General features: G+C 54.9%; 12 protein-coding genes. 6 read left to right on the forward strand and 6 right to left on the reverse strand.

Annotation, left to right across the window (positions count from 1 at the left end):
* Positions 1-127 precede the first annotated feature (127 nt).
* On the forward strand, positions 128-1,384 hold the full coding sequence (locus AB4P91_RS01480) for an integrase domain-containing protein (protein ID WP_395604158.1): 1,257 nt from the start codon (positions 128-130) through the stop codon (positions 1,382-1,384).
* Between the two features lie 204 nt (positions 1,385-1,588).
* Here the strand turns inward: AB4P91_RS01480 and AB4P91_RS01485 are convergent, their stop codons facing one another.
* Positions 1,589-4,120 (reverse strand): hypothetical protein, encoded by a 2,532-nt coding sequence (locus AB4P91_RS01485; protein ID WP_395604159.1) that lies wholly within the window; start codon positions 4,118-4,120, stop codon positions 1,589-1,591.
* Positions 4,120-6,267: an McrB family protein gene (locus AB4P91_RS01490; protein ID WP_395604160.1), complete on the reverse strand. Its 2,148-nt coding sequence runs from the start codon at positions 6,265-6,267 to the stop codon at positions 4,120-4,122. The genes AB4P91_RS01485 and AB4P91_RS01490 overlap by 1 nt, the downstream gene beginning before the upstream one ends.
* Before the next feature lie 205 nt (positions 6,268-6,472).
* Between AB4P91_RS01490 and AB4P91_RS01495 the strand changes: the two genes are divergently transcribed.
* The 5 genes from AB4P91_RS01495 to radC all read left to right on the forward strand — a co-directional run bounded on the left by AB4P91_RS01495 (position 6,473) and on the right by radC (position 10,490).
* On the forward strand, positions 6,473-6,802 hold the full coding sequence (locus tag AB4P91_RS01495; protein ID WP_178905525.1) for a hypothetical protein: 330 nt from the start codon (positions 6,473-6,475) through the stop codon (positions 6,800-6,802).
* A gap of 55 nt (positions 6,803-6,857) precedes the next feature.
* A complete protein-coding gene (locus tag AB4P91_RS01500; protein ID WP_395604161.1) occupies positions 6,858-7,826 on the forward strand; it encodes a DUF932 domain-containing protein in 969 nt (322 codons plus the stop codon).
* 81 nt (positions 7,827-7,907) lie between these two features.
* Positions 7,908-8,912 carry a YqaJ viral recombinase family protein gene (locus AB4P91_RS01505; RefSeq protein ID WP_105523307.1) on the forward strand — a complete coding sequence of 335 codons (1,005 nt, stop codon included), beginning with the start codon at positions 7,908-7,910 and terminating at the stop codon, positions 8,910-8,912.
* Between the two features lie 106 nt (positions 8,913-9,018).
* Positions 9,019-9,939, forward strand: coding sequence for a hydrolase or metal-binding protein (locus tag AB4P91_RS01510; protein WP_395604162.1), 921 nt, complete (start codon positions 9,019-9,021; stop codon positions 9,937-9,939).
* Between the two features lie 53 nt (positions 9,940-9,992).
* Complete coding sequence (gene radC, locus AB4P91_RS01515; RefSeq protein WP_105523309.1) at positions 9,993-10,490, forward strand: DNA repair protein RadC; 498 nt, start codon at positions 9,993-9,995, stop codon at positions 10,488-10,490.
* A 239-nt stretch (positions 10,491-10,729) separates the two neighbouring features.
* On the opposite strand, the gene brxL is transcribed toward radC, so the two are convergent.
* From brxL to pglX, 4 genes are read right to left on the reverse strand one after another with little or no spacing between them, the layout of a single operon-like run.
* Complete coding sequence (gene brxL / locus AB4P91_RS01520; RefSeq protein WP_395604163.1) at positions 10,730-12,829, reverse strand: BREX system Lon protease-like protein BrxL; 2,100 nt, start codon at positions 12,827-12,829, stop codon at positions 10,730-10,732.
* 12 nt (positions 12,830-12,841) lie between these two features.
* Positions 12,842-15,349 (reverse strand): BREX-1 system phosphatase PglZ type A, encoded by a 2,508-nt coding sequence (pglZ, locus tag AB4P91_RS01525; protein WP_395604164.1) that lies wholly within the window; start codon positions 15,347-15,349, stop codon positions 12,842-12,844.
* Positions 15,346-17,220 (reverse strand): DUF262 domain-containing protein, encoded by a 1,875-nt coding sequence (locus AB4P91_RS01530; protein ID WP_395604165.1) that lies wholly within the window; start codon positions 17,218-17,220, stop codon positions 15,346-15,348. Before AB4P91_RS01530 ends, pglZ begins: the two co-directional genes overlap by 4 nt.
* Before the next feature lies 1 nt (position 17,221).
* The gene (gene pglX / locus AB4P91_RS01535; RefSeq protein WP_395604166.1) at positions 17,222-18,940 is read right to left on the reverse strand and encodes a BREX-1 system adenine-specific DNA-methyltransferase PglX; all 1,719 of its coding nucleotides are present in this window, start codon (positions 18,938-18,940) and stop codon (positions 17,222-17,224) included.
* Positions 18,941-18,946: the final 6 nt, after the last annotated feature.

Below are 18,946 nucleotides of genomic sequence, written 5' to 3' on the forward strand. Positions count from 1 at the left end.
ACAGGGGTTTAGAGTCTACGAGCGTCCACCAGCATCCGTGACCATCTACGATTTCGTGTATTCCAAGTGGTATTCCAAGCCCTCACCTGCTATTTTTTGGAATACATAAACAGCACTGGAATACACCATGGGGGCCCAAGCCACGCGCCTTTCAGACGTAAAAGTCAAAGCCGCTAAGCCAAAGGAAAAGGACTACATACTCACCGACGGCAACGGCCTTCAGATGCGAGTGAGAATCAATGGCTCAAAGCTATGGAATTTCAACTACATCCAACCCGTGACGAAAAAGCGGATAAATATGGGATTGGGCACCTTTCCTGAGGTAAGTCTGGCTCAAGCACGCAAGAGAACCGTGGAAGCGAGAGAGCTCGTCGCCCAGGGGCTGGACCCTAAAGAGAAACGCGACGCCGAGCGGCACGCGAAAAAAGCAGCCACGGAACACACTTTCGAAAATATCTCGGCAGCGTGGTTCGAGCTCAAAAAGGATTCAGTTACCCCTGCATACGCCGAGGATATTTGGCGCTCCCTCACGCTGCATATCTTCCCTGATCTGGCCACCACCCCAATCTCTGCTATCACTGCCCCGAAAGTCATAAATTTGCTACGCCCCCTCGAGACGAAGGGCAGTCTCGAAACCGTTAAACGTCTAACCCAACGCCTCAATGAGATCATGACCTATGGTGTCAATTCGGGATTGATTCACGCGAATCCGCTCAGTGGAATTCGCTCCGTCTTCAAAAAGCCCAAAAAGAAAAACATGGCGGCCCTTGCGCCCGATGAGCTGAAAGAGCTCATGGTGGCAATTGCCAATGCCAGCATAAAAAGAACTACACGCTGCTTAATTGAGTGGCAACTTCACACCATGACTCGGCCAGCCGAGGCTGCCACTTCCCGATGGGCTGATATCGACTTCGAAAAGAAGATCTGGACTATACCGGCGGAGCGCATGAAGAAACGTCGGATACACATCATTCCTCTCACGGAGCAGGCTCTGTCGCTCTTGGAAGCGATTAAACCCTACAGTGGACACCGGGAGTATGTCTTCCCTGCAGACCGGAACCCTCGCACCCACTGCAACAGCCAGACAGCCAACATGGCGCTGAAGCGCATGGGCTTCGAAGGGCGCCTGGTAAGCCATGGCATGCGCTCAATGGCTAGCACCATCCTCAACGAGCACGGCTGGGATCCTGAGTTGATCGAGGTGGCGCTTGCCCACGTGGACAAGGACGAGGTTCGCAGCGCCTACAATCGCGCGGACTATATCGAACGCAGACGCCCCATGATGACCTGGTGGAGCGAGCATATTCAGGCGGCAGCGACTGGAAACCTTTCCGTGTCGGCAGTACACGAAAGTAGGGACAGAAAAGTTGTTCCGATACGCTGATCTACCGGCCAAGAGCGGCCTGTGGTCGGCGTAATGGCGCTGGCCATGATCAAATGAAGATTCGGCCAAGAGCGGCCATGATTACATATGCCTCCCCAACATCCGAACTAAGCCCATCCGCCCTCCAGCAGGTGATGGAGGGCCGAACGTGAGAAGCTGGACACGATCCATGCGCAATTGGCGGCCGCTTCTTGAGGTTGATGATTAACTGAACTCCCTATCAAAATAAGAGCCACAGCTAGGACAGATCACATTGGTCACCTGATCGGCGACAGTGTTGTGGTACGTCCAAATCGTGCCGTTCTTGAACAGCGGAGCCGCGCAGTCGTAGCAGTGGGTTCTGACACTCCACACCCCGCAGCGTTTGCAGTCAAGAAGCCATCTCGTCGCCCCGCTTTGAGTACTCTTTGCCTCGATCGCTAAATGTCGTTCGCCGCAGCCAAGACAGAAGCTGCGGGATGTCCATGTTTTGTTGCCATAATCATCGTGTTCTTCCTGCGGCTCAGGAAATGAACTCTGGAATACCATCGCCAGCAGGCGTTTGAGGTGCTGGGTCGAGCGCGCCCCGGAAGACGACACTCCCGTCTGTATCCAGCCCTGACGATGGGATTGCGTCCTGCCGTAATCACAATGCGCCCCCCATTCGAGGGGTGACGCCGCGGGACGTGCGGTGAACTCGCAGGGCTGCAGGATGAAAACCCTTCCGCTTTCCACCGCCTTGTCATAGCCTTTCGCCAGGACCAGCTCGTCAAGCATACGGTTCAGCCCATCTCTCTTCCAGTTGCTCCTGAACTTGGCGTCCATCACTATGCCGCCGCGCCGCCCACTTTCGCGATCGAAACGCCTAGATTGTTCCTTGCCCGTATAGATGACCTCTAGAATAAAATCAGGCCGTCGCCCCGTGGGCATTTCTGCCTGACAGTTGAGGGTGACCTTCATTTCCAGGTCGTCGCGCGAAAACTCGAACCTGACGTTGCTTGCGCGCTCGAGCGAGGTCGCAACCAGCTTCTCTTCCCAGCCACGTTCGGGCTCGAACCGGAAGTCATGCATCAGCAGCATGAAGATCTTAAGCAGGCACCATTTTTCATAGATGTCACTGGTATGAAGGATCCCTATGCTGCTGATCTCTTCCAGTTTCGACAGATCTAGACCGCCGCGATTGAAGAGTTCGCGAACCTTATTAAATGCCGACACACAGGCAGCATAATCCGGGTTGGAGACGAACCGCATTCCCAACGGGAAATTCGAACTGCGTGAAATTCCCAGGCAGTCAAAGCCTGCGTCAGTTTCCGTCAACTTTCGCGCCCACCGCCCTATTTCCTCAACTGACAAAGAAATAACTCTCTTCTTTTCCAGAGATTTTTCCGCGCGTCGCTCGCCTATACCCGCCTCGCGATTAAGCTCAAGCAGTTCATTACGAGAAAGACGAACAAGCCAGTTGTTTTTTTCCAAGCCTCGTCTCTTTCCAGCCCTTTTCTCAAGCACGTCCGTTTGCGGCAAAACCTCTTGCACCGAGGTGAAGGTGATCTCGCGAAATTGTTGCCCTTTGGACGTATCCCTCACGCGGGAGTCCACGCTCCCTGTGAGCGTAAAGTTTTTGCAGAAGTGATGTGCTCCGAGAATTAGCTCGAACAAATCCTTAGGCAGCACAACCACTCTGTAGTCGACAGGGCTGGCTACATTGCTCGCCATGGCATCCTGTGGCGTGTAATAAAAAGCAAAGTGATCAAAATACCTTTTGCCCAAACGAATCGGAAATCGACCAACTAGATCCGCCTCATGTCCCGACCGGCTCTTGAAGTCCGCAAGCGCATCCAGCTTGCGCTTGATCTCTTCCGTCTGCTGATCGAACACCTCGGGCTCAACAGGACGCATCTCCATTTCACGATCGCGACGGGCGCGCTCACTCTCCTGTGAAGCTAGCCTGTCAAGAAAGCTAGACTGCAGCGAGGCTGCCGAAACATAGGCATCAGCCACTTTGAGGGAAACCGCCAATACATGTCGTAGATAGCGGTTCTCGGCGGTGTCCGCCGACTCATTGAAGACCCGACCCGTGAGCTGGCGGGCTGTTGGATTACGCGCATACTCGCGAAAGGTCACCGTGTTTGGACGCAACTTCGCAAGAGGCTGCTGCGCCTGTCCCTCCCGGATGTTGACAGCTGGAGATGCCAGCACCCTGTGCGACGCAGTATGTAACTCTTTTAGCGCATCGGCGAACTCGGTCCCAGCTCCGGCACCTTTGCCCGTTGCTGTGGCTCCGGCGGAATCGTTCATGATCATCCAGAGAAGATCGCCCCGAAAGTCATCTATATACGCCTGGATGTCGGCGCGACCGAAGGTCGAAAGACGATTTTCAACCCGCAGCGTTAAGTCGCCTATCCGGATGTTGTAGACGCCTGCACTCCGTTGAAGCTCGCTCAGATGACGCTTGCCGGCATGATCCCAACCATCATTTCGCAACCACCAGAATCCACCGCCCCGTGGATCTGCAACCTGCAACATAGGAGTTTCCTGCCCCAGCGCCGTCACGAAAACAGGCATCACTTCTTCAAACCCGGGCCCGACGCGAATACCGAGCCACGGTTGAAAATCGTTGAAGATCACGCTCTCAACAACAAACTCACCATCAGTGCGAGACTCTATCTCCAGCGAAACCGGCGCAACCTCTATTGCCCGGGCGACGCCTTCCGACTGCCAGTCAATCGTCAGATAGCGGGCTTCGATTTCCGGAGGCATTACCGAGTCCAGAAGTTGGCGATGCCGTTATTGCCTTCTGCGCGAGCGATCAACTCATCCAAAGACTCAACAGCAGACTCGGTCACCTGGCTCAGGTCAAGACCAATTAAGGCTTGTGCCAGTGAATCCCTGAGGCCGATCAGCACATCCCGTCGCTTCTGCCCATTGTTCGAAACCTTCTCTAAATCGAGGATGATTTTGGGAAGAATCTTGTGTACCGCGACGTTATTCAAAGCAGCTAAATCTCCAATCTCGGCTTCCTCCCCCCTACGGATGTAGTTGAGCGATTGCCGGATTGCCCGCAGGCCGAACTCAATGCCCAGCGGATCGAGATAGTCCCGCGCCAGACCTACCAACAGCTTAACCTTCGGGTCGGTCTGATCGAAGGTCGGATACTCGGCGCGGAAACCGATATCAGCGGCCAGAATGTTCATCGGTAGATCCAAGTCTAGGTCGAATTTCTCCAGCTCGCCCTCAACCTCATCCCAGTCCATTAACACGGGATTGCGGAACCGCATGACGTGCGCACGGTCAAGAATTTTTGGTGAGAGATAGTGCGTGGTCTCGTCCACGTTGATCGCCCCGATGATCCAGACGTTAGGTGGAAACCGGAATCCGGCGGGAACGTCGATCAGTCCCGAGAGCGAACGCCTGATCTTCGCGTGGTGATTGAGTAAAGTGTCAGCGTCTTGGAAGCCCGCTAGCCTGCGAAGCTCGAGGTTGGCCTGATCACTCATTAGAATATCGCTGAACGAGGCGTCGCCCGGCAGGCCTGCACGCTTCCTGGCCTCTTCCTCAAGCGCTAAGAAAATTTTGTTATCGATTACGGCCTGACGCTCCTCCGCCGATGAGTACAGGTGGATCCAGGGAGCCTCGCCTCGAGTTTCAAGCAAACTCAGGAAGTCGGCAAAGTAGTACTCCACGCGGGCGAGGTTCATTTCGTCGAGGCAGATGAAGTGCGGAATTTCTGGCTCGCGCGCGGCATCCAGCAGTGCCAGCAGAAATTGCGTCGGGTGGTAACGCCGCTCAATTGGGTTGTAGTAACCCAGCAGGTCGTCCGAGCCGGTCCAGTTGGGTTTTACCGGCACAATTGTGCAGCGCCCCCCGACAGCGGAGGCGACAGACTTCACCAAGTTGGTCTTGCCGGATCCCGAATCCCCGGCGAGCACGATCAAGTCGTTGGTGCGTAACAGGGTGATGAAGTCGAGCAATTGCGCGCGGGTGTAGAGGATACCCTTACGCCAAAGAAACGCCTGGATGTACGAAGCCAGTCGTTGGAGGTTTCCGGCAAGCGCCTCCCGAAAGCGATGCCCTTCTCGGGTATCAGGCGCCCCTATAAGGGGAAAAACTTTCTCCAGATCAGCCCTGTCGATGAGATTGAGCGCGACCATGCGCTCACTCCTATCCTGGAGAAAAGCTTCCAGCTCTCGAAACCTAGTTTCCAATGTATTTTTCCTCTGCACGAACTCTGTGTCGAGAGCCGCGATACGATCCATTCGCTGATCGACTTCCAGCCCGATTCGCCCATACTCATCGTCGAGCAATTTCTTATTCTGAGCAGCGACTTCGAGAGCTAATTGTGCAGCGAGCAATTTATCTCCAGCTTCAGAAGTCTCACGTTGCAACCGGTCCTCTATAGCCTCACGCACCTTTGTCACTACTAGCGGCATCGCTTCTGATTGGATGTTTTTGATACTCCACCAACTTTCAGGGATGTGGCTTAGTGGTTCTAGCGTTTCAGGATGAACCATGCAGCCAAACGGGTCGCCGCGTTTTTTTCGTTCATCCAAGGGTGACAGATCCAACTCCGCGGACGCGAAGCTCTCAATTCGCCCAAGTTTCTGGATTCTGCTGAGTTCGGAGGGCGGCACAAATACTGATTGGCGCACGCTGGCGTTTTTTAGTGGTGGGGGCAGCCTGATGCCTGTTTCGGCATGATGCAGATCTACGAGAAACCCGAAGGTTTTCCCTTCGGCCAGCTGTAACCGGCCAATGACTCTTAAGTGTAAGGGATCACGCTGGCCCCATACTTGAGCAAGATAGTACCGTAGGTCCTCCTCCGACCACCCGAGCGATGGTAACTCCTCGGCATAACCTTCCCCGCTCGCAGCGCTGACACCATCCTGTTGCATTGAATCGGTTGTCACATGTTCACCTAAGACCAAACACTCATTTGGATCTGGCTACCCTCGTCGATCTGACGCGTGTTTTCAACTAATTGCGGTTTGGAATACCAATCAAAAAAAACTCAGACCTATATCACCTCTGTGAACGCCCACCGTATTAACTGCGGTAGGGATTTGGCGTGCCTGCTTTTTGGCTAGTACGCTCATCACTTGAGAGGATTTACGTATGTATGCCCCTTGCCCTAGCTGCAATTCTGGACGTGTCGCAAAGAAAAATATCGGTAAGCAAACGGGTGGGTTGATTGGCGCTGCAGGAGGTGCAGTCAGTGGGGCCGCCGGAGCCCTGTCGGGAGCTGAGGCCGGTGCAGTACTCGGCATAGTCGGCGGGCCTGTTGGGATTGCTGTGGGTAGTATCGCTGGCGCCATACTCGGAGGGTTGTTTGGTGGTGCTGCCGGCGGGATCGCTGGGGCCACACTGGGTGAACAGATTGATGAGAAGGCGCTGGATAACTATCAGTGCCTGGAATGCGGTTACAGCTTCAGCATCAACCGTTAGTTCGTTGTTTGTTGAAGCCACGCTCTTTTCCATTCATTTCGCAGGAGTCATTCCCATGGCACACCTCATCGAACAAATGGCTTACGTTGGTGATACTCCCTGGCATGGCCTGGGCAGTCGCCTATCGCCCCAACAACCGCTCGAAGTCTGGCAGCGCGAAGCGGGCATGGACTGGAAGATCCAGGACAGCCCGGTGCATTTCAAGTCCGACAGCATCGGTGTTCTGGGCTCAATTCACTCTTTCCCTGAACAGAAGGTGCTGTATCGCTCCGACACCAAGGCCCCCTTGTCAGTGGTCTCCAACCGCTACCAGGTGGTGCAGCCCCGTGAAGTGTTGGAGTTCTATCGCGATCTGACTGAGGTCTCGGGCTACGAGCTGGAAACCGCCGGAGTGCTCAAAGGCGGTCGCAAGTTCTGGGCTCTGGCCCGTACTGGGCAAGGCACGGCGTTGAAGGGCAACGACCAGGTGAATGGCTACCTGCTGCTGGCCACCTCCTGTGATGGCACCTTGGCCACCACCGCAACCCCCACCACCGTACGTGTGGTCTGCAATAACACGCTGACCATCGCCCTGGATGGCACCACCCGCGTGATCAAGGTGCCACATAACACCCGCTTCGATCCGCAGGCAGTGAAAAAGCAGTTGGGCATCGCCGTCTCCCAGTGGGACGAGTTTATGTACCGCATGCGAGCACTGGCTGAACGCAAGGTGCAGTGGCATGAAGCGATGGGCTTTTTCATGCACGTGCTGTGTGACGTAACCCCCAATAGCAAACTACCCGAAGTCCTGCCGAACGAGCGCGCATTGCGCAAAGTCCAAGGGCTGTACGAAGGCGAGGGTCGGGGAGCAACGCTTGAATCAGCCCAAGGAACTGCGTGGGGCTTGCTCAACGCCGTGACCGAGTATGTCGATCACGAGCGACGCGCCAGGAGTGCTGAATACCGCATGGACTCGGCCTGGTTTGGCCAAGGCGCTGTGATCAAACAACGCGCCTTGCAGGCCGCACTGGAGCTCGCCGCCTAGCTCCACTCACTTACTCAACTATTAAAACGCCTGGTCAGCTTCTGCTGGCCGGGCGTTTTTTATGCCGCACAGGAAAACATCATGGGCACGCAAACTCTGCAACAAACCAGGAGCAAACTACGGCCTGCGCTGCGCCTAGTGGGCACCAAACAATTGCCGCGAGAGGAATGGTTGGCCGTACGCAAACAAGGCATCGGCAGTTCGGATGCCGCCGCAGCCGTGGGCCTGAACCCGTACAAATCCCAGCTGGAGCTGTGGCTGGAGAAAACCGGCCGTGACACCTCACTGCCCAAGCTCGATCCGCAGGATGAGGAAAGTCCGGCTTATTGGGGCAATATCCTGGAGCCGATTGTCGCAACACATTACACCCGGCGCAGTGGTCATCGGGTCCGCCGGGTCAATGCGGTGCTGCAGCATCCTGATTCCAAACTGGCCTGGATGCTGGCCAACATCGACCGCGAGGTCATCGGTGCGCCAGAGGTACAGATCCTTGAATGTAAAACTGCTGGCATAAACGGCGCACGCCTCTGGAAAGAGGGCGTGCCGGAGTATGTTCAGTTGCAAGTGATGCACCAACTGGCCGTGACTGGCAAGCAGGCAGCCGATGTGGCAGTGCTGCTGGGTGGCCAGCACCTGGAGATCCATCGCATCGAACGGGACGAGTCGTTGATTGCTCGGCTGATCGACCTGGAGCGGTTGTTCTGGGATTACGTGGTCAGTGATACCCCACCTCCGGCAGACGGATCGGCCTCGGCGGAGCAGGCGTTGCGCTGCCTGTATCCACAGGACAGTGGGCAAAGCCTGGACTTCAGCCAGGACGCGCTGCTCTGTACGACCTTTACCGAACTGCAGAGAGTGCGAGGATCGATTGCTCTGCAGGAGAAGCAGGAAGCTCAGCTCAAGCAAACGTTGCAACAGGCCATGGGTGATGCCAGTCGGGCGACCTTCGCAACCGGCAGCATCACGTGGAGGAAAGCCAAAGACAGCGTGGCACTGGATATCCCCCGCCTGCTGAAAGAAAAGCCCTACCTGCAAGTGCGCTACTCGACCACAAAAACCGGCTGTCGGCGTTTTCTACTGGCCTGAACGCTCGTTCGCGCTTCCCTTATTCCCATGCCCTTTCTCTCCAACGCCACCCTGGCCGTTTACGCGGTCTCGGTGGCGTTTTTATTTCAGATACAGGAGAACTCCCATGCTCAAAGGTTTAGCCATCACTCCGCCGATTTTGGGCCGAATATCCATTGGCAAGCTCGTCGAAAAGAACGGAAAGCGTCTACCGGAAAAGGACGATCAATTCACCCTTACCTCCCAAGTACAGAACCGTGACGGCTGGCTGCTGCACCCCCTCAATGAGGAGCTGCGTAATGGCCATGACGGCAAACTGCGCAGCATTCCAATCCGGCTGCTGTTCAACGAGCCTGACCTGAACTTTCGGGCTGACTACAGCCTGTTCGACCGCACCACTGGCCGACCTTTATGCGTCGGCAACGGCCTGACCTGCAAGCGTTTGACCGAGGACGGCATTCAGGCATTGCCCTGCCCTTCTCCGGATGGCTGCTCACTGGCGCAAGGCGGAGCCTGCAAGCCTTACGGCCGGCTCAACGTAGTGATTGGCGATGACGATCCGCTGGGCAGTTTTGTCTTTCGCACCACAGGCTACAACAGCATCCGCACTCTGGCAGCGCGTCTGCATTACCTGCAAGCCATCTCCGGCGATCGCCTCGCCTGTCTGCCGCTGGAGTTGCGTTTACGCGGTAAATCCACCCGGCAAAGCCATGGCACGCCGATCTTCTACGTGGACATTACGGTACGCAATGGACTGACCCTAAAAGACGCCTTACTGGCAGCCAAGCAATTGGAGGAAACCCGGCAAGCCGCGGGCTTTGACCAGAGCGCCTTGGATCACGCGGCCCGGCAAGGCTTTAACAATGGGGCATTTGAAGACAGCGAGGAGGACACCGGCGCCATCGTCGAAGAGTTCTTCCCCGCCATTGAAGATCAGCCCAGCGATGTAGAGCCAAAAGCCCAACCGGCAGCGCCTGCCAAACCCTCACTCGGTCAAAAGTTGGAGTCGCAAGCCACGCGGCACAACGGCAAGCCCACCGTCCAGTAACAGGGTTTCTCAGATCCCTCCGTTTTCTCACGCATTCGTACAGGAAGCCCCACATGAAATATCACAAGCTCAGAGCCGGTGAAGATACCGGTACCTATGTTATGGAAGCCCCGGTCACCGAAGCTGACATCCTGCGTATGGCTCAACAACTGGCAATGAGTCGTCTGTCTAAAGGCCGGGCATTGACTGAGCCGAAGCAGGTCTTCAGCCACCTGCAAACACTGCTGCAGTACCATGAGCACGAAGTCTTTGCTCTTCTGCTGCTCGACACCAAGCACCGGATTATCGGATTTCAGGAGCTGTTTCGCGGCACGCTGGACGGGGCCAGCGTTTACCCAAGGGAAGTGGTCAAGATCGCCCTAGAGCACAACGCAGCAGCCGTGATACTGGTGCATAACCATCCTTCTGGAGATCCCGAACCCAGCCAGGCCGATCGCACGCTGACCACCACCCTCAAGAACGCACTCAACATGATTGGCACCCAGACGCTGGATCATATCGTTGTAGGCCACGAAGGCTGCGTATCGTTGGCTGAACGAGGTTACCTATAACGCCTAGGCTCACACCGCCCGATAGACTGCCCTTGGCTGATGCTAGGGCGGTCATCGGCAGGGTACTCCCCTCACTTATTTTTTGTCGTGATCCAGCGGTTGTAGTCAGCTCCTGCTGCAGCCGAAACTATGACTTCCCCACGCCTAAGGGCATCCGCAGTCGGCCTTACTTTTTTTAGTCGTGCTGCGAACACAAATCAGAGTGCCTCTGCCTCTGCCTCTGCCTAATCGTCGTAAACCTACGAACAAGCTGCCGGGCCAATTCGCACAAAGGTCACACTGAATTCTTTGCACTGCCGATGCTGCTGGAGCCGATTCGCAAAGCTGAAGGCATCATTCAGCTCAAAGCGCTGAAAAACATCCAAACCACGACCAAGCACTATCTTCCAACCCGTGTCGGTTGTGATGTCTCGATCATGCTTGGTGCCGCTAGTGTCGTAGGCCCAACTGAACTGGATGCCAACACCCGTACAAGCATCAGCGATCTTCTGCAGGCTTTCGGTCTGACGATCACCATTGGAATCATCCTCAACGGTCACCACATGAACCACCACCTCATCTTCCGGGCCTTGCATCTTGCTAATGGTCTCCATCAGCTCCATCAAGTTGCGCAACTGGTGGAACATACGAAGATAGGGGTCTGTGATGATGATGCGCTTGGCACCTACCAGATAGGGACTGAACAACTTGTCAAAACTCAGTCCTCGCTGATTTTCGTGGAAGACCAAATGCTGCTCCTTCAGCACTGGTTCCATCGGCGCAGGATTGCTTGGGCGTGAAGCTGGCCCTTGCATGGCTGGCGCTGCCTCGATAAGCGCCAAAGGGTCAGTACCGACGGGTAAGTCTGCAGTAGAAACTTCAGTCGCTCCCCTTCGATGGTATTGATTAGGATACTCATCCTCTTCCAGAGTGCGCACCAACCGCTCCTGAGCATCCCCCCCCTTGTAGGCAAAACGAACTGCCGGATAGGTCGCATCAATGCGTAGCAACTGATCCTTCACCCGCTTGCGCCCTTCAATTGCAGTGCGCAATACGTCTTCCACTTCGGCGTCTGTCGCCTCGCCATGCGGGTACAGGATCTTCATCAAACCAGAAAAGGTTTTGTTGATGCCATCGCGGTCGCGCGTCGAAATATCGTCGGATAGCGTGAACTGTCCCTTATAGCGATCTGAGTAGTCATGACTGCGAAGCGAGCGCAGGATCTCGGCCAGGTAGTCCACCACGAAGCCGTAACCACTGGAGAACATCTCGCCACGGATGACATCCACTTCCCAACCGGGGATGTAGCTGTGAATGCGATCGAGAAAGGCTGAATCGTGGAACTTTTCCGGCAGCGGGTCGAACAGGTCCGTATGCTTAAGCATGTACGGCACGGTGTGATCGGTATTACCCACAAACACCATACTGGCCTCTGCTCCCAGGGTTTCCACCCCCCGTGAGAACGACTTGTTAGCCATGTAGTTCTTCATGATGTCCACCAGCGCCTTGTCCACTCGCTTTTGCTTGCCGGCGAACTCATCGAAAGCCACTACATCCCAGTAACCCACCAGGCCGAGCTTACCCGTGCCGTTATGGACGAACAGCTTGGGAACCGTAACTTCGCCACCGGAGATAAGAATGCCGTGAGGCGAGAACTCAGAGTAGACGTGGGACTTGCCGGTCCCCTTGGGGCCCAGCTCGATCAGGTTGTAGTTGCGCTCGCAGAACGGGATAAGGCGGATAAGCTGAGCAAGCTTATTGCGCTTGCCGAACATCTGCGGATTGAAACCTACGCTCTGGATCAGCAGGTCAATCCACTCATCAGTGGTGAACTGCTTACGTGCCTCCAGATAGCCGTCGAAATCAAAGCGGGAAATCTGAATTGGCTTTAGCGAGGCCAGAATCCAAGGTGAGGAAGACTTGTCCTCGGTGTATTCATACTCTACATCTGCAATGCACCAAACACCACCTACCAGCAGCTTCTGATGGGCCTTGACGGTGTTGGAGTCGATCAGCACCTTCTTGATGCCCAGGTTGGCGAACTCAGCCTCGTACACGTCATCCTTGTCGTTTAATGAGACGCTAATACGGTCAATAACCTTGTGCCGACCCTTCTCCTTGATGGTCGAGCGCACCAGCCCTGCTTCGTTGCGGTGGACATAGTGCTTACGCAGGATCTCCTTGACGGTCTCGATACCGGTCTGGATAGTCGCTTCGTCATTGGTCGCGCAGTACTGGCCCAGCAAGTACTCCAGCACATACGACGGCACAATGGCGTTGCCCTTCACCGCTTTGACCAGGTCTTTGCGCACCACTAGGCCGGCAAAGTGCTGGTTGATTTTGTCGTCGAGCTGACTCATTGGAGCTCCTGCTTAAAAATCAAATTCGCTGCTGAACGAGCGGCGAATGGTGTAACGCGCGGCTTTGTACCGTGTGAAGTGTGAAGTGCCGTCCACGGTCTCTTCAAGGAGCAGTTCCACCTGCTGATTATTCGCCTCATCGGCCTTGCGGCTGAGAATGAAACGCACCGGCAGCTCCCGTTCACGCGGGTTAGCAGAACTGAAGTCGAACAACAGCTCATGCTGATCGGATACTAGCTCACCGTCCAGCGTGAACAAACCTGCACGCAACCGGCGCGACTGCAGTTTCTCGGTCACTGCCTCGGTTTGATAGAGCACCACGGCCAACTGCCCGGTGGTGATGGTCTTGCCACCGCCACCGATGAACTCCACCTCCACCCGACCCACATCGCTCTGGCGCTTCTTGTTAATGCGGATGACCGGGATCACAACCTCTTGCAGGGTGGCGCCGCCATGCACAAAGCGGCTGCCAGAGCCTTTCAGCCGCAGACGGTTGATCGATTTTGGAATCTGCACCATAAGCGTTCCCGTCAGGCCTAGCTGCACCGGGTTGAAGGTTTTAAAGCTGGCGCTTTCGCGCAAACTACGACCCAGTACAAAACGCCGGTCGCGGTAGAGGACCTCATCGCCCTCCGGCTCACCGCTGAGGAAATCGCTCTCCTGCAGCGGATGATTCTGATAGATGAAGCCATGATCGGCAGTGATCAGCAGGTTACTGGCATTGGCGTTGGTCAGCTTCTTCACCAGACGGATCAGCTCACTGAGCGTTTCCTCGGCCGCCGAAAACACTCGCTCTTCGGTATCACGGGTGTCACCGGTCTTGTCGATCAGGTTGTGATAAACGTAAACCACCTCATTGTCGCGCAGCAAGGCACGAGAGTCGGCCTGGTTCATCGCCAGGAGATCCTTAGCTCGTACCACCTGGGATGCTGGCACCCTGGTCGCCAGAATCTTGCCCCGGTTGACCGAGCCTTGAGCGCTCTGACCATCCACTATGGCATCGCCACTGTCATTATCGGCCAATTGCAGGCTGTTGTTGGGTAGCAGCGCCGCCATGCCCAGCTGGGTATAACTCGGCAGCATCGACAGCATCGGCTCCAACTCGGCCTCGAAGCGATCCTCCTGACGAATCAGACTTTGCAGTTCCTCGCCTACCTCATAGCGGAACGCATCGGAAATCAGCACGCACACCTTGGTTTTTCGCTCCACAAAAGGCTGCACGTAGCGGCTGAAGAAATTGCGCTGCAATACTACGGGCGCTGCCTCCCACTGCTGAGCTGCATCCACATGCTGCTGCCAGCGGTCGTTAAGACGGCTCAGGTAGTTGTTGCCGTACAGATTCTCGACCTGCATAGCCAACTCACCCAGCAACGAAGCCTGGCCGGATTCGCGCAGGTGATAGACGAATTTGCGGTAACGCTGATCCAGCCTGAACCACTGGCTGGCGTACTTTTGCACGCCATCAGTCAGCGACTCCATTTGCAGCTGCGTGATGTCCAGTACCTGGATGAACTGCGCCGCATGCTCCAGCGCCAGGTACACATCCTTGAAGCGCTCAAACCAGTGGCTCTGACGGCGCTGGCGTACCCACTGCTCCACCTCCTGAGCGGTCACTGTACGGGCCACCACGGCACGTACCAGCTCACTGAGGATCTTGCGGTCGATCAGCTCGAAATAATCCAGCTCCAGCAGGCTACGCCAGTCCAGGGTTTGCAGCTTGTCGTCGATCTGCAGCACCGCCGCGCACTGCTCAGACAGTGTCTCGAAACTCTGCTCATGTGAACGACTGTCCTTCCAGCGTTTGAGGAACACCAGCGCCTCAGCGGACAGTCGCGCCTTATAAGCCGGGTCGATCCCAAGCATGAAACAAGCCTTAAACAGCTCGATAACGAAATCGTGCAACCCTGGTTGCTCGGAGCTATAGCCATAGGCGCGCTTCACCTGCTCCCACAAATAGACATTCAAGCCGCTGCTTTCGATTAACTTGACCCGCACATCTTTGCTAGCGGCCAGATCACCCAGCAGGTTTTCCAGAATCACATCCAGGCGCGGCTCGTTGCCGGCGCATACAGCAAGCATTTTGAGTTGCAGCAGGTTCTGCGAATCACCCGGTTCCAGTAACTTACCGAGTGCCTCGCGGCGCTTGGCTGATTCGAAAAACGCCACATGCGCTTCCAACAACGGATAGCAGTCCGGTCCCAACTCCAGCTCAGCCAGCCACAAGGCAACCTGATCGGTACGGAAGCAATTGCCACTGGCGAGCTGCACATCCAACAGCCAATTGTGCAAATGCGGAGGCTCAGCACCTTCACGGTAGAGCAGAAACTTCTGTTCCGGTTGCTCGCGCAGGAGGCGGTATTTCACGCCAAACTCATTGTTAGCCAGCTCGATTTTCTCGACATCCGGCAACTCCAGCGTCTCGAAATCAGCGCGAAATTCCAGGCGCGTGTCATACCAGAACACTATGCGCTGCTTGTCGAACAGGTTGCTCAGGGCCTGGCTGATTTTGGGGTTACTCATGCCACGGCCTCGATCTCTTCATCTTCGTCCAGCACTTCCTCGATCATCGAAAGCGTTCCGCTAACCACGACATTGCGGCGCAGCCGTTGCATCAACGCTTCCCGACGCTTTTCACAGAACGTCTGGAAGTGAGCAAAATGCAGACTGTCGTCGTCATTCAGTAGGAGGTCGACCGGCTTGAATCCGGTGTCCTTCTCTGTCATCCAGTCGGCCAGTGACAGATCCTTCTTCGAGCGGTTCTGCGAAGCATTTAGCAGGTGCAGGTTGGCAATCGAGTTCCAGTTAATGGAGCTCTGATAGAACGCCATCAAACCGGGATCTTTTTGAAGGAAATCCTTTTTGGCTAGAGCAGCCTTTGCAAAGGCGCTGCTCGGATGCAGATGATCGATGTCCAGTTGCAGGTTCTCATTGATCTCGGGGAATAGCAGGCTTAGGACCGAACGGCACCTTGAATCCTCATACTGGATATCAAGGAGCCCCCTCAGATAGGCCTCATCAAAACGAAGATCCTTGTTGGTTGCGGTGAAGGCCTCAATGATTTCATCCAAGGGGAACTGCCCCTTGTCCAAATGCCTAGCCAACAACCGCTGCATCTTGGTCAGAACACCATCAGCCTGCCCACCAAATATCCCTCGCAAAAGCACCATATGTAACCAGCGGGACAGCGCCAAGCGCTCTTCGCGTAGGTAGTTGATGTTGTTGATGGTGTGATACAGCGGCTTGTCACGGAAGGACTGCTTGTACATATAGAACGCCAGCGGGATGACCGCGTTCTTGGCTCTCAGCGACTGGTCGTTTAAGCCGAATTTGCGCAGCAGCTTGAAGGTTGCGACCACACAAGCCCTGATCTCCGGCCACTGCTGCTGGATGATGCTCACCTGATCGGAGTCGAAGTTCTTGACCCGGAACCGCACATCAGCCCCCGTCAGCATCAGACAGGTCTTAAGCACCCAGTCACGGCCAATCGAGAACTGCATCTCCGAGCTTTGCCGTACCTCGGTCACCAGTTCGTCTATATCTTTGCGAGCATCCCCATCCCAGTTAGCGATGGCGATCGACATCAACAAGTCCGAAAACGCCAGCGGCGTACCGCCACTGTTCGTGCGGATGAATACATCCAGTACGTGATCGATATCCTGACTTTCCTCGTTGTAGAAGTGGATTACCTCTTCATGCCTGACGAGATAGTACAGGCGGGTCAAAGCCTTACGCGCAAAGCTGTTGGAGGCCAGTCCATGCTTCTCAAGGTAGGGCAAGACCACCTCGAACGGAATCTCATCTACAGAGCGCACGTCAGGCAGGCTCAACACCTTACCCACTTCAAACCAGCGCGAGGAAGGGTCATCACTAAACGCCGACACCTGCTTTTCGGTCAGAAATCGGAAATGGTAGTGGGCCATCGAGTCGTTGTCCGCTCCGTCCAGCCCCTTGGCAAGATCCAGATAGAGTCGACGTGGCGGCAGCACTTGGTCGTTACGCGCATTGGGCCACCAGACACGAGGCTGCTTGTAGGCATAAGTGCCCTTCAAACCGATGTAGATCGAAGTCAGCCGCTGCTGTCCATCGATGACTGCTTTGAAGTCTTTGAAGTCGCCCTGAGTCGGAACGTAGTCATTGGACTCCTTGAATCGCTGACAGTAGTCGGTTAGGAAGCTGTAGAAGCGGTATTTGTTCTTGATCTCCGGGCTCGTCACATCCCACATCATGAATGTATTGATCGGATACTCGCGCATCAGGGAATCAAATAACACGCAGATCTGCTGGGGCGACCAGACAAAATTGCGCTGGATCGCCGGGAGCAGAAACGTCCGGTCATCGATGTTGCGTATCGCCTGGCGAATCGTGATCGCCTTCTCGAAGCGTCCTGACATCTCAGTCTTCCTTGGCATCCAGTCCGATGATCTTCTTGAGCGCCGAGCCTAGCTTGAGGTAGTTCACCTTAACGCCATCGTCGAGATCCAGCGCCACCTGCTCAGTAGCCAACGGGTAGAGGGTGTCACGCTCGTAGTCGTCCAGCTCCAGCAGTTGCTTTTTGAGCGTTTCGATTTCCTTGAGGGCACGGGTCTTTTCGCCTTGGCTGGCGGAGGTGCTGATGCCGACTTGCTGGAGGTAGTCCAGCCGTGCAGCTAGCTTCTTACGGAAGTCGCGCAAGTATCGCAGCACCACGCTCACCGTATCCGGACGGTAGCGGTGCAGGTAGATCAGCGCATTGAAAGTGCCCTTGGGGCTGGAGAACAGCCAGTAGATGGGCCTCTTTTTGTAGCGCTTCACGTGGTCGGCGTAAAAATCCTTGAGGAAGTACTTGCGCACGTCCTTGCCCAGCGACTGTTCAATAAAGGCCAGATTAGCCTCGTAGTGGGCCTCGCCAAAGGTAACGCGCAAAAATGTACGGAAGCGCTCAGTCACCTCGTCGGCAAACCATTCGCCATCCAGCAGCGGAATAACGTTGTCTTCGTCCGGCATAAAGCGAGGCTCAGGAATCTGGCGTAGATACTCAGCCAGAGTGTCGCCTTGGTTGGCCAGCACAAGCCCAGGTTTGTCCAGGCTATAGCGGCCAAACATGCAGGCTACAGCGTAGCTGAGGAACTCAGCCATGGTGTCGCTCTGCAACTGCGCCTCCAGATCGATTTCAGTCTTATCATCACCGTAGCGGTAATGCGGATTGCATGTGAGCGTTATTTCCTTGAGCGGCACCTCGGGCGTCAACTCGTCCTGCAGGCCGTAGGCTTCGATAAATATGCGGTTGTTTTCTTCTTCGAGACGCTGCATTTTTTGCGTTATCGCGAGCCAGCGGACGCGTAGTTTCTGGTAAGTTTGTTTCAGGTTTGGCTGGTGGAAATCTAGTGTCAATAACGGCTGACTGGTGAAGTTACTGGATGTTTCGTAGGAATCCCAATCGTTTTTTGAAATATCAATTAATTGTTTTACTTCCGTGACGCCAGAGATAATTGACCTATAAGGGAGGTTTGAGATGTCCTGAATCTGAAAATTGAGTGTAGGGTTAAGAGCGTTGAGAAAAACTGACGATAATTTAGAGCATAAGAAGCCAAGAACTTGCTCGATGGGCGTAGATTTTTCTAACGCACAGGAACCCGCAACATCAAAAAATACTCCAGGCTCTTTGTATCGACATCCAAACGATGCGGAGCTAACAAATGACCAAGACGCAGCTTTCAGACAATAATTGGATAGGTCTCTAACCCTTGATCGCAATGAGCCATTAACCTTTAAGGTTTTTATTTCATTCCCGTCATTTTTCCAGTCGACTACATGTTCGACATTGCCATACCAACGTCTGAAATCACCGCCTTTTGAGTATAAGTGCCATCGCCCCCCACCCAACTCAGCGTTAGGTCTATTGATACAACTGGCCGAAACTTCTGGCCATAATCGAAGGAATTTCTCATTATCGCCCGTCTGCATACCCGTTTTAATATCAGAATATGATCCCAAACGTTCGAAACTTTCAAAAAGATCAGCACTTTTAGGGCTCACCCAATACGCAATTGGACTCCCCGGAATCTTTTTGAAATCCGCCGCAGAACCCCGAAAGAAATGCTGCTCCATTTTTTTTTGATTTTCCTGACTCATTACTCT

This window comes from Pseudomonas sp. B21128 (genome assembly GCF_044218865.1).
GTDB classification, from domain to species: Bacteria; Pseudomonadota; Gammaproteobacteria; order Pseudomonadales; family Pseudomonadaceae; genus Aquipseudomonas; species Aquipseudomonas iridis.

Bases quoted from the DNA above. Each gene is read 5' to 3' on its own strand.
- AB4P91_RS01485 (WP_395604159.1), bottom strand. From the start codon at position 4,120: ATGCCTCCGGAAATCGAAGCCCGCTATCTGACGATTGACTGGCAGTCG.
- AB4P91_RS01505 (WP_105523307.1), top strand. From the start codon at position 7,908: ATGGGCACGCAAACTCTGCAACAAACCAGGAGCAAACTACGGCCTGCG.
- AB4P91_RS01510 (WP_395604162.1), top strand. From the start codon at position 9,019: ATGCTCAAAGGTTTAGCCATCACTCCGCCGATTTTGGGCCGAATATCC.
- pglX (WP_395604166.1), bottom strand. From the start codon at position 18,940: ATGAGTCAGGAAAATCAAAAAAAAATGGAGCAGCATTTCTTTCGGGGT.
- AB4P91_RS01495 (WP_178905525.1), top strand. From the start codon at position 6,473: ATGTATGCCCCTTGCCCTAGCTGCAATTCTGGACGTGTCGCAAAGAAA.
- radC (WP_105523309.1), top strand. From the start codon at position 9,993: ATGAAATATCACAAGCTCAGAGCCGGTGAAGATACCGGTACCTATGTT.
- AB4P91_RS01480 (WP_395604158.1), top strand. From the start codon at position 128: ATGGGGGCCCAAGCCACGCGCCTTTCAGACGTAAAAGTCAAAGCCGCT.
- brxL (WP_395604163.1), bottom strand. From the start codon at position 12,829: ATGAGTCAGCTCGACGACAAAATCAACCAGCACTTTGCCGGCCTAGTG.
- AB4P91_RS01530 (WP_395604165.1), bottom strand. From the start codon at position 17,220: ATGTCAGGACGCTTCGAGAAGGCGATCACGATTCGCCAGGCGATACGC.
- pglZ (WP_395604164.1), bottom strand. From the start codon at position 15,349: ATGAGTAACCCCAAAATCAGCCAGGCCCTGAGCAACCTGTTCGACAAG.
- AB4P91_RS01500 (WP_395604161.1), top strand. From the start codon at position 6,858: ATGGCACACCTCATCGAACAAATGGCTTACGTTGGTGATACTCCCTGG.